This is a genomic window from Hymenobacter nivis (assembly GCF_003149515.1).
GTDB lineage: Bacteria > Bacteroidota > Bacteroidia > Cytophagales > Hymenobacteraceae > Hymenobacter > Hymenobacter nivis.
The window spans coordinates 268,895-280,871 of the sequence record NZ_CP029145.1 but is presented as its reverse complement, the minus strand read 5'-3'; the positions used below and the strand labels follow the sequence as shown (position 1 = coordinate 280,871).

8 protein-coding genes and 1 pseudogene are annotated in these 11,977 nt (G+C 63.0%); 7 read left to right on the top strand and 2 right to left on the bottom strand.

Annotation, left to right across the window (positions count from 1 at the left end; translation table 11 throughout):
- Positions 1–144 precede the first annotated feature (144 nt).
- Positions 145–852, bottom strand: coding sequence for a DUF92 domain-containing protein (locus DDQ68_RS01135; protein ID WP_211320212.1), 708 nt, complete (start codon positions 850–852; stop codon positions 145–147).
- Between the two features lie 427 nt (positions 853–1,279).
- Between DDQ68_RS01135 and DDQ68_RS01130 the strand changes: the two genes are divergently transcribed.
- The 6 genes from DDQ68_RS01130 to DDQ68_RS01115 all read left to right on the top strand — a co-directional run bounded on the left by DDQ68_RS01130 (position 1,280) and on the right by DDQ68_RS01115 (position 9,357).
- Positions 1,280–5,221, top strand: coding sequence for a DUF8696 domain-containing protein (locus DDQ68_RS01130; RefSeq protein WP_162549698.1), 3,942 nt, complete (start codon positions 1,280–1,282; stop codon positions 5,219–5,221).
- Positions 5,222–5,292: 71 nt separating this feature from the next.
- A complete protein-coding gene (locus DDQ68_RS01125; RefSeq protein ID WP_109652207.1) occupies positions 5,293–6,267 on the top strand; it encodes a PorP/SprF family type IX secretion system membrane protein in 975 nt (324 codons plus the stop codon).
- A 267-nt stretch (positions 6,268–6,534) separates the two neighbouring features.
- Entirely contained in the window at positions 6,535–7,902 is a 1,368-nt protein-coding gene (locus DDQ68_RS01120) for a M20/M25/M40 family metallo-hydrolase (RefSeq protein ID WP_109652204.1), read from the top strand.
- A gap of 36 nt (positions 7,903–7,938) precedes the next feature.
- Positions 7,939–8,337: a hypothetical protein gene (locus tag DDQ68_RS22345; RefSeq protein ID WP_162549697.1), complete on the top strand. Its 399-nt coding sequence runs from the start codon at positions 7,939–7,941 to the stop codon at positions 8,335–8,337.
- Positions 8,338–8,341: 4 nt separating this feature from the next.
- The gene (locus DDQ68_RS22340) at positions 8,342–8,827 is read left to right on the top strand and encodes a hypothetical protein (RefSeq protein ID WP_162549644.1); all 486 of its coding nucleotides are present in this window, start codon (positions 8,342–8,344) and stop codon (positions 8,825–8,827) included.
- Between the two features lie 23 nt (positions 8,828–8,850).
- Entirely contained in the window at positions 8,851–9,357 is a 507-nt protein-coding gene (locus tag DDQ68_RS01115; protein WP_245897230.1) for a DUF1810 domain-containing protein, read from the top strand.
- A 58-nt stretch (positions 9,358–9,415) separates the two neighbouring features.
- Here the strand turns inward: DDQ68_RS01115 and DDQ68_RS23635 are convergent.
- Positions 9,416–11,008: pseudogene (locus DDQ68_RS23635) on the bottom strand (Na+/H+ antiporter).
- A 185-nt stretch (positions 11,009–11,193) separates the two neighbouring features.
- Between DDQ68_RS23635 and DDQ68_RS01100 the strand changes: the two are divergent.
- Complete coding sequence (locus tag DDQ68_RS01100; RefSeq protein ID WP_109652191.1) at positions 11,194–11,964, top strand: slipin family protein; 771 nt, start codon at positions 11,194–11,196, stop codon at positions 11,962–11,964.
- The last annotated feature ends 13 nt before the right edge of the window (positions 11,965–11,977 follow it).

Sequence of the window (11,977 nt, the reverse complement as noted above, 5' to 3'; positions counted from 1 at the left end):
GGCCCGAAATCGGGCAGCGGTTGAGACGCAGGGAGGCGCCGCTCGCTATTTTAGGGTCCCTGAAGACCCAGGCAACCGGCCGCACGGAGCTTTCCCATTGGGCCGGGGTGCCAGGCGGCGGCGGGCCCCGGGGGCAGGCCGCGGCTACAGAGCGCCTGCCACTAGGGCCCCCACCAGCGTATTGAGCAGGTTGACGGTGTTGTTGCTGATGAGCTGTTGCCGTTCCAGCGTGGCCCCCAGCACCGAATCCGCGAGGTTGCCAGCTGTGCCGGCCACGAGCAGCCAACCGACGCTCGGGCCCCAGCCGAAGCATAAGCCGTACAGGCCGGCCACCAGCGCACTCCCCACCAGGCCCAGGAGCGTACCCTCCAGGCTGACGACCCCGTTCTCGCCCCGCACGTCGGGCCGCCAGGTCAGGACGTTGTAGTAGCGGCGGCCGTAGACGTTGCCCAGCTCCGAGGCCAGCGTGTCGGCCGTGGCCGCGGCAAAGCTCCCGGCCAGCATCAGCCGGGCCAGCGGCGCGTGCGCGGGATAGCACGCGGCCACCGCCCCGAGCAGCCCCGCCACGCCAGCATTGGCCAGCACCTGCCCTGCGGTGCGCCGGCCTTTGTTGGCTTCGGCCAGCCCGAGCCGGCGCTTCGTGGGGCCCTGCCACGCCGAAGCAGCCGAACCCAACCCAAAAAAGAGGACCAACAGGCCAAGTCCCCCAAAGCCCGCGCCCCCGTAGATGAGCAGGCCCAGGAGGCCCCCCGTGCCAGCGGCGGCGGGGGTCAGCTTGCCGGTGCGGGTGCTGTAGGCCATGCCGGCCCCGAGCAGCAAGGCAACCAAACCAAAAGAGTACATGGCCGTCATGCAGGCAAAACTACTCGGCCGCAGCGGCGCAGCCCACGCCACGCCCGGGAAAGTCCGGAGCCGAAAACGGGAGCTTTTCAGCTTGCCGCAAACCGCCCCCCGCTGGCCCCACCCACGCGGCTGAGGCCAGCGGAGCCCATAAAGGAGCGTTGGGTGGGCTCCTTCGGCACTATTCGGGCATTGCCTTGCACAAAGCTGGCTGGCAGTGCGTAGCTTTACTTGAAACCGACTAGCAGCGCTTTTTACAGCAATAACTGGTCATCAGGCTCCGTTCCTTAAAGGGCGACGAGTGGTTCTTCTCTTCTAAAGTAGCCGCTTACCTGTCTGCCCACTTACCTGCCCCCCTATGCCCGCAGCGCTACTGTATTCTACCCTATCCACTCCCCGAATTCTTACCCCACTTACTGTTAAGCCCCGCCGGCCAGCGATGGGCTGGCTACTGGCGCTGCTGCTCCTGCTGGGTGGGGCCTCAGCGACCCTGGCGCAAACGGCTCCCCCGGCCCCGCCTGAGTGCGCGGCTGACGAGAAGTTTGCCAACACTTGGTACTTCGGCTACAAAGCGGGGCTTGACTTCAATAATCTCACGGTCGATTCTCTCAATCGTAGTTCCCTGCCCAAGGTGCTGACGGACGGGGCGATGGACGCCCCCGCTGGCTCGGGGGTGATGTCGGATAAAAACGGCAAAATCCTCTTTTATAGCAACGGCGAAACCGTTTGGAACGGCGACGGTACCGTGATGACCAATGGCACGGGCTTGGCTGGCAATCGCTTCACTACCGACGGCCCCCTGCCCCTTAAGATGCCGGGCATACCTATGCCGGGTCAACCGACGCGCTACCTGCTCTTCACCCTGAACAGCACCGTGGGCCTGAGCTACTCGGAAATAACCATTCCCGCGGGCGGTGGGCCGGGCACCGTCATACTCGCTACCAGAAATACGCCCCTGGCCCGTGGCACGGCGGAGAAGCTAACGGGCGTATTCCATAAAAACGGCTGTGATATCTGGGTCATCACGCACGGCTGGGGCGATGCCAAAACCGGCAATGATAACCGGGGCGATGCCTTTCTGGCCTATCGTGTGCAGCAAGCAGCCAACTATATAGGTCCGGTCCTCATCGACGCGCCCATTATTTCGACTATCGGCAGCTTGCACGCGCCGAGCAAGGCGGCTCTGGGCTACAAAGGCCAGATGAAGGTAACCCCCGATGGCCAGCGGCTGGCCCTGGCCCGCTACAGCGAAGTACTGGGCGACAGTAGCAGCACCGTCGAACTGTTCGGGTTTAATACCAACACGGGCACGGTGAGCGCGAATCCAATGGTTCCGTACATCGTGGACAAAGGCGCGGGGAAATACTACGGGGTTGGGTTTTCGCCCGGTAGCTACCTCTACGCAACGGTGATGAACCCGCCCAAGCTACTGCAATTCGATATCAGCGGCAATGGGCCGGTTCCCAAGCCGAAGGACATTCCACTTAAGCAGAAGACCCCCGCCGACCTGGGTTCCCTGCAAGCCGCACCCGATGGCAAGATTTACGTGGCCCGCAACAACCAGCCCGCGCTGGGCTTCATTACCTACCCCGACTCGCTGGGGGCCAAGGCCCGCTACGCCGACGACAGCCTGAAGCTGGGGGGGCGCCTGAGCGGCCTGGGCCTGGTCAACTTCAACCAAAGCTCGTTGCTGCAATTTGGCTTCGGGGCGCAGTCCACGGCTTGTTTGGAGATTACGTTTACGAGCCCGCCCGTCAATTTTGCCCTGGTGAGCTACTCCTGGGATTTTGGCGACGGTAGTCCTAAGTCGATGCTGGCTAATCCGCCCCACACCTTCCCCAGCGCGAAGAGTTACACGGTAACGCTCCTTATCACAACCGGCTGCTTTTGCCGGCAGATTCAGTTCCAGGTTCCAGTACCAGGGGCCCCCACACCGGGCAGCATCGGGGCGGCCCAAACGCTGTGCGGCGGGTCCACACCGGCCCCGCTCACCAGCACGGCCGCGCCCGGCGCCGGCACCGGGCAGTTCACGTTCCAGTGGCAGTCGTCGCCCGACAACACCACCTGGGCCGACATTAACGGTGCCAATGGCCCGGGTTTCGCGCCGGGGCCCCTCACCGTCACCACCTATTTCCGGCGGCTGGTGACCTCGGGCTTCTGCGCCCCGCGCACGCCCACGGCGTCCGTTGCCATCACCGTGCTGCCGGTGCTGACCGCTGGCAGCATTACCGCCGACCAAACCGTATGCGCGGGCAGCGGCGCCGTGCCCCTCATGAGCACCTCCCTGCCCATAGGTGGCACCGGCACATTCATTTATCAGTGGGAATCGTCGCCGGACAACATTGCCTGGACGGCCATTGCTGGCGCTACGAACGCAACCTTCGTACCCGGAATCCTCGCCGCCACCACCTACTTCCGCCGCCGGGTGACGTCGGGGCCCTGCGGCGCGGTATCCAACGCCGTGAAGCTGACCGTGCTGCCTGCCCTGTTGGCCGGCACTATTGCGGCCAACCAAGCCATCTGCCTCGGCGCGGCGCCGGCGCCCCTCACCAGCGAAACGCCGGCCACGGGCGGCCCGGGGCCCATTGCCTATCAGTGGGAATTCTCCCCGGACAATGCGACCTGGACTGCTATTAACGGGGCTACCGGGCTGGCTTACGCGCCGGGCTCGCTCGGCTCCACCGCTTACTTCCGCCGCCGGGCGAGTTCGCCCGGTACCTGCGCCCCGGTTTTCTCCAACGTCGTGGTCATCACCGTGGCCCCGGCACTGGCGGCCGGCACCATCGGCAGCCCCCAGGGGCTGTGTCCGGGCGCTACCCCCGCCCCCCTCACCAGCACGGCGGGGGCCAGTGGCGGTACGGGCACGTATGCTTACCAGTGGGAATCGTCGCCGAACAACAGTACCTGGACGCCCATTGCCGGCGCCACCGGCGCCGACTACGCGCCCGGCCCGCTCACAGCCACCACCTACTACCGGCGCCGGGCAACATCGGGGGTTTGCGGCCTGGAATATTCGTCCTCCGTTGCCCTGACGCTGTTGCCACCGCTGAACGCGGGCAGCATCTCGGCCAGCCAGACCATCTGCACCGGCACCGCGCCCTCTTCATTTTCCAGCGGTACCGAGGCCAGCGGCGGCACGGGCACTTTTACTTACCAATGGGAAGTGTCGGCAGATAATGCCAACTGGAACCCCATCGCCGGGGCCACCGGCCTTATTTACGCGACTGGGCCACTCACGGCCACCACCTACTACCGGCGCCGGGCAACGTCGGGCACGGGCACCTGTTCCACAGCGGTTTCCAACGTGCTGACGATAGTTGTGCAGCCCTTCGTGACGCCCAGCGTGAGCCTGGCGGCGCCGCCCACGCAATGCCCCGGCACGGCCCTCACCTTCGCGGCTGTGGCCACGAACGTGGGCCCCACGCCTGGTTTTCAATGGTTCGTCAACAACGTGGCCGTGGCCAGCGGGCCCACGTTCACGAGCAGCACGCTGGTGACCGGTGACCAGGTGCGGGTGGAAGTAACGCCCACGGCGGGGCTGTGCGTCACGGCAAACCTGGTCGCGGCTACGGTCACAGTGACGCGCACGCCGACGCCCACGCCCACACTCGCCATCACTGTACAGCCCAACGGACCCGTGTGCCTGGGCGCACCACTCACGTTCAGCATCGCCAGCGTGACGGAGGCCGGCCTGGCCCCCGCCTACCAATGGCAGGTGAACGGCAACGACGTGAACGGGGCCATAGGGCCGGTCTTCACCAGCACAACGCTGCGCGACGGCCAGCTCGTGACGCTGCGCCTGCGCACCGTTAACGCCTGCGGACAGTCCGTAACGGTGGTGTCCAACGGCGTGGGCGTGCGCATTCAGCCGCCGGTAGTGGTGAATGCGGGCCCCGATAAGGAGATTCTGCTGGGCACATCCGTGGTGCTGGAAGGCACTGCCGACGGCAACTACCCCGTGACGTGGACGCCCGCCACGGGGCTAACTATTCCGGCCAACGACCCGCTGCACCCCGTGGCCGCGCCCACGGCCACCACTACCTACACCCTCTCGGCCGGGGTCGGCGGCTGCGCCAGCTCCGATCAGGTGACCGTGACCGTGCGCCCGCCCATCCGCATCCCCAACGCCTTCACGCCCAACGGCGACGGCCGCGATGACACCTGGCAGATTGAGTTCATCGAGCAGTTTCCCGACAACACTGTGAACGTGTTCAACCGCTGGGGCAACAAGGTTTTCTCGGTCGATAACTACAGCCGGGCCAACGAGTGGCGCGGCGACATCAACGGCCAGCCCGCGCCGGTAGGCACGTATTACTACGTCGTCGTGACGAAGGGGCCCCTGGGCCGTTCCTACGCCGGATCGATTACGGTTCTGTATTAACAAAGCGTCCGGCGGCGCTCGTTGCGGCTGGGCCCTTTCTTCTTAGCGTTAATCCTGAGGTACTTACTGTTATGAAAAGAGCTTTCTACTTACTGCTGCTCCCGCTGCTGCTGCTAGCCACTGCGCCAGCCCGGGCCCAGCAAATAGCGCAGTACAGCCAGTACATGAACAACAACTACCTCCTGAACCCCGGCGCCACGGGCGTGGAGGACTACATCGACGTGAAGCTCAGCTACCGCACCCAGTGGACGGGCCTGGAGGGGGCCCCCAAGTCCTACTACGCCAGCGCCAGCTCCTCGCTGGGCAAGTGGCGCAGCACCAGCAAGCGCACCATCCGCGACCGGCACCGGCCGTTTCACGCCATCGGCGGCCTCGTGTACAACGACGTGACGGGCCCCACGAGCCGCATCGGCGCCTACGGGTCCTACGCCATCAACCTGGTGCTGACGAACAAAATCCGGATGGCGCTGGGCGCATCGGTAGGCATGCAGCAGTTTGCCGTCGACGGGGACCAGCTGCACTTCTACGACCCCACGACCCGCGCGGGCAGCGCCGCCTCGCGGGTGCTCGACGGCTCGGTGGGCCTGTGGGTGTACAGCCCCGATTTCTACTTCGGGGTGTCGAGCGCGCAGCTGCTGGGCAACAAGCTCAATTTCTCCTACGGCCCCAACCTGGTGGACGCTGGCGCGCCCGGCAACACCCTGCGGCGCCACTACTTCGCCACGGCCGGGGTGCGGCTGCCCATTGACGACGACTGGTCGCTGGTGCCGTCGGTGCTGGTCAAGGCCGTCGACCCGGCCCCGCTTTCAGTCGACCTCAACGCCAAGCTTAAGTACCGCGACCTGCTGTGGTTCGGCGCGTCGTGGCGGGCCTTCGACTCGGCCGTGGCGATGGTAGGCGTCAGCTACGAGCAGTTCACGCTGGGCTATTCCTACGACGCCGGCATTTCCGGGCTGGCTGGCTACCACGGCGGCAGCCACGAGGTGCTCCTGGGCCTGCGGCTCAAGAAAAAAGCCCAGGTTGTGTGCACCAATAAGTTCTGGTAGGGTCGGCGTTTGGCCGGTGCGGATTATTGATAGAGCCTTGCCCTTGGCCTTGCCCAAAACTCAAAAGCCCTCCTGGCCGTGCGGCACAGGAGGGCTTTTGAGTTTTGGGCATTTCCCTGATCGGCTTGCCACTTTTCAAGCGGTATCCGCCGGCGACAAAGGCGCTTGGGCCACTTCCAGGGAGCCCGACAAAGATTTGGGTGGGAACGGGGCCCCAAGCCCCGGGGCTTTTTGTATTTAACCCCTACAGCGTATGTTTACCCCCGTATGAAATTAATTCTCCTCCTGGCCTTGCTGCCACTGGCCGCCGTTGCTCAACCGGCCCAAATCCCCGCCGCCCCGCTCCTACCCAAGGCCGACCCAGCCATTGCGAAGCTGGTGAGCGAGATTTCGGCCAAAAACCTGCAAGCCGACATCGAGAAGCTCGTCAGCTTCGGCACCCGCCACACCCTGAGCGACACCCAAAGCCCCACGCGCGGCATTGGGGCGGCCCGCAAGTGGGTGCAGGGCGAGTTTGAGAAGTACAGCAAAGCCAGCGGCGGCCGCCTGAAGGTGGAAATGGACACCTTCACCGTCAAGCCCGACGGCCGCCGCATCAACAAGCCGGTGCTGATGGCCAACGTGCTGGCCACGCTGCCCGGCACCGACCCCACCGACACGCGCGTCATCCTCGTGAGCGGCCACATCGACTCGCGGGTGAGCGACGTGATGAACGCCACCGCCGACGCGCCCGGCGCCAACGACGACGGCTCGGGCACCGTGCTGGTGATGGAGCTGGCCCGCGTGCTGGCAGGCCAGAAATTCCCGTGCACCCTGAAATTTGTGGTCGTACAGGGCGAAGAGCAGGGCCTCTACGGCTCCAGCCACTTGGCCGAACGGGCCAAAAAAGAAGGCTGGAACGTGGTGGCCATGCTCAACAACGACATCGTGGGCAACTCGCACGGCCACGACCCTGACCTGAGCGATGCCACCAAGCTGCGCGTGTTCAGCGAGGGCGTGCCGGCCACCGAAACGCCCGAGCAGACCAAGCAGCGCCGCCAGCTTAGCTCCGAGAATGACGCCCCCAGCCGCCAGCTGGCCCGCGCCGCCCAGCGCGCTGCCCTCGTCTACGCCAAAGGCCACGACCTGGTGATGATTAACCGGCCCGACCGCTTCCTGCGCGGCGGCGACCACACGCCGTTCAACCAGCAAGGCTTTGCCGCCGTGCGCTTTACGGAGATGAACGAGGACTACAGCCATCAGCACCAGGACCTGCGCACCGAAAAAGGCCGGGCCTACGGCGACGTAGCCTCAGGCGTGGACTACGCCTACCTGCGCCGCAATGCCGGCATCAACCTCGCCACGATGGCCAGCCTGGCCCTGGCCCCTGCCGCCCCCGCCAAGGTAGAAGTCCTCACCGCCAACCTCACCAACCGCACCGAGCTACGCTGGCTGGCGCCCACCGGGGGCCCCAAGCCGGCCGCTTACGCAGTGCTCGTCCGCGCCAGCGACGCGCCGCAGTGGCAGCAGCGCTACCTCGTGACCGACACCAAGGCCGACCTGCCCATCAGCAAGGACAACTTCACCTTCGGCATCGCCAGCGTAGACGCCGCTGGCCACGAAAGCACGGCCGTGCTGCCGGTGGTGGGGCGGTAGGTCTAGAATAATCATCGTTAATCAGGCATACCAACAATGAATCCTGCTCAAAGCTCGCCTCAAACGTATACAGGACAGAATCTTAATGGAACAATTCTCATCAACGGTAGTCCAACTACAAATCCACAAATAACAATTATTAGGCAACCATTTTTATTAGAAATTCATAAATTCAACATTCTGATTACAAATAATTCTTTTTTTAGTAAATTAATTGATCCTATTTTAGGAGCTACAATAGGATTGTTTATAAATTTAATTGCTAAACTTATAGGCAATAAGATTGATACCACTATACAATTTGATAAATGGGAAGTTTACGCATTTGTTATATCACTCATAATTATGTTATCATTCATGCTATTAAATTATCTAGTCCCGAATGATAGAAAAAAGTTGATTAATGAAATAAACAATCATTTCCAAAAGCCTTAAGAACATGACTGATACATCACAAGCCCCGAAAGAACATCATAACCTATTTGCAGAATATAAACTTCCAAAAGAATATAAACGGATTTTGAACAAAGACATTTGCTCGAACAAATTAATTGACTGCGAGGGGATTGCTTTAATTAGAGGAATTCCACCTATCCTAATTGGTGCTGGAGAATTCCCTAGGATTTGGCTACAAGGTTTTTCGGAACAAAGTGGATTTATTGAAATAGTATCAAATAACATACGGATGAATCCGAATATTTCCTTGATAGAAGATAAATTTAATAAAACAACTGCCATTGCAGCAGGTACTAAGATGATTGTTCATTCTCAAATGATTGACTCAACATCTTGTGCAGTTAGACTTATTGATTTACGTCCCATAGGAATTAACATGTTTGGAGATGAAACTGGGCTTTCAGTAGGTGGAGGCAGTTTTAGCAAAAATACCTTTCAAGGCGGAAGCTACTTTATAGCGATAGGGTAGAGCCACAATACTCATTTTTCGAATTGGCGTGGGTTCAGCGCATCGTGACTGACTCGCGCCAACATAAGAGTACAATTCAAAAGATTGCTCTCTATATTACGATTGAAGAACATAATTTAATCCGTTTCCTCGACGCCCAGGCAACGGCCTACCCGCAGGCGCTGGCCGAAATAAAAGCCGGCCAGGAGCGCAGCCATTGGATGTGGTTTATTTTCCCCCAAATCCAAGGCCTGGGGTTCAGTGATATTTCCAAGCACTACGCCATCACGGGCCTGGCGGAAGCAGAAGCCTACGCCAAGCACCCCGTTTTGGGCCCCCGGCTGGTGGAAATTTGCAGGGCCCTGCTGGGGCTGGCGGGCAGCGACGCCGGCCGGGTATTCGGCAGTCCCGACGATTTAAAGCTAAAATCGTCGATGACGCTGTTTGCCGCTTTGCCGGGCGCTGACCCTATTTTTCAGGCGGTTTTGGTGAAATTTTTCGGCGGGGTGCGCGACGCCAAAACGCTGCAAATTATTGGCCCGCAGCCGTAGGCGCCGGCTGGCGGTAGCTGGGGGCCCCAGAGCGGCGCGCCGGCCCGGCGGCGGGGGCCTACGAGGCCTTATCCAGCGCCAGCCGGCCTTCTTCCAGGTCCAGCTCGTTTTCGAGCTTGCGGAGCAGTTCCGCGTTGGTGCGCTGCTCGTGGCGCAGCTTTTCGAGCAGCCCGCGCTCGACGTGGATAAGCACCTCCTGTAGTTTCTGGAAGGGGCTGAGGGTGGCTTCGGGCACGGCCCCGGGGCCCCCGGCGGCGCGGCGCTGGAGGCGGTCGAGGCGAATCTGGTAGCGCGACTGCATGCGGCCCAGAATTTCGGCCGGGGCTTGGCCAGCGGCCTCGGGGCCTTGCAGGTAGGCCAGCATGTGGGTGGCCAGGCGCACCCGCAGCGCCTGCTCCTCGCGCTCGGCTACCCCGTCGGCTTCCAGCCCCAGCCAGCCGATGAGGGACCGCAGGGTGAGGCCCTGCACCAGCAGCGACACCAGAATGACCACGAAGGTGAGCAGCAGCGTGGGGTTGCGCTGCGGAAAGGCGGCCCCCGTGGGCAAGGCCAACGGCAGAGCCAGCGCGGCGGCCAGCGACAGCACCCCCCGCATCCCGCCCCAGCCCAGCAACGTGGCTTCGGCCAGCGGGGCCTCGGCCGACCGCGCCCGGCTGCCGCCCAGCCAGCGTGGCAGGTAGGCACTGGGGTACACCCACAGCATCCGGGCCCCCAGCACCGCTAGGCTGATGAGCACGCCGTAGCCCACCAGCGGCCAGCGCAGGCCGGTGGGCACGCCCGCCACCACGCCCGGCAGCTGCAAACCTATTAAGATGAACACCAGGCCGTTGAGCAAAAATGTCAGCGTGTCCTACACGGCGGCGGCTTGCAGGCGGCGGTCGTGGGTGGCGACGCCTCCCACGTATTGGCTGGCAAAGAGGGCCGCCGCCGCCACCGCTAGCACCCCCGAGCCGTGCAGCTTTTCGGCCAGCAGGTAGGCCGCGTAAGGCGTGAGCAGGGTCAGGCTGGTGTCGATGGCCGCGCTGGTGCGCGAGAGCCGGTGCACGCCGTAGAACGCGGCCGCCACTGCCAGCCCCACCCCGATGCCCACCGCCGTCACCAGCAGCAGCTGCCCCGCCGCCGCCCCCAGCGCAAACTGCCCGGTCACCACCGCCGCCACCGCGTAGCGGTAGGCAATGAGGCCCGTGGCGTCGTTCACCAGGCTCTCGCCCTCCAGCACTACGCTCACCCGCCGCGACACCGGCAGCCCCTTGGTGGCCACCGCCGCCGACACGGCATCGGTAGGCGACACGATGGCGGCCAGCACAAACGCGGGGCCCCACCCGAAGCCCGGCACCGCGTAGTGGGCCACGGCCGCCACCACCGCCAGCGAAAACAGCACGCACCCCACGGCCAGCAGCGTGATGGGCCGCGCCTCGGCCCGAAACGCCGGCCACGATAGCGCCCAGGCCGAGGCGTAGAGCAGCGGCGGCAAAAACACGAAAAATACCAGGTTGGGGGCCAGCACCACCGGCGGCAGCTCCGGCAACAGGCTCAGGGCCAGGCCCGCCAGCACCAGCAGCACCGGGTAGGGCACCCGCAGCCGGTTGGCCACTTCCGCCAGCGCCGTCGTCACGGCCAGCAGCAGTACCAGGAGTTCAATTTCGTGCATTGGGGAGTGGGGCCGTTGGAAAGTAAGTAGCCGGCCGAAAGTAACGGCCTATACGGGGCGCCGCATGGGCCCGCCGGCATTTAGTGCTCACTAGGCGGGCGGGGTGCCGCGCCGACCCTCTGTAATGCCGGGGCCCCCGCGGCGATACAAGCGGTATATTCGTCAAACCCTAACATCCTTTCGCCATGTCGCTGCTCGTCCTGCTGGCCATCGTTTTGCTGCTACTCGCTCTCAGCCTGCGCATTGCGCAGGAATACCAGCGCGCCATTGTGTTTCGGCTGGGGCGGTACACGGGCACGCGGGGCCCTGGGCTGTACTGGCTTATTCCGTTTCTGGAGCGCCAGCAAACTATTGATATGCGTACCAAAACGGTGGAGCTGGAGCAGCAGGAAACCATCACCAAGGACAGTGTGACCATTAAGGTGAACGCCGTGCTGTGGTTCAAAGTCCTCAACCCGGCCGACGCCGTGATTAAGGTGGCTGACTATAATAAGGCGGTTTACCAGCTGTCGGTCACGGCGTTGCGCAACATCATCGGCCAGAACCAACTCGACGAGGTGCTGCGCGAGCGGGCCCAAATCAACGGGTCCCTGCTGCAAATTGTGGACGCCGCCACCGGGGCCTGGGGCGTCAAAATCGAGCTGGTCGAAATCAAGGACGTGGAGATTCCCGAGTCCATGCAGCGGGCGATGGCGCGCGAGGCCGAGGCCATCCGCGAGAAGCGCGCCCGCATCATTAAAGCCGAGGCTGAGCTTGAAGCCTCAATCAAGCTCACGCAGGGCGCGCAGGAGATGGAGAAGAGCCCCTACTCGCTGGAGCTGCGCCGGATGCAGATGCTCTCCGAAATTGGCATCGACAACAACACGACGACGGTTATTCTGCTGCCCTCCGAGTTTTCCAACGCTGCCAAAAGCTTCTCGCAAATGGTGAACCAGGGTACCAAGCCGGCCGAGTAGCCTGGCCCCCCGG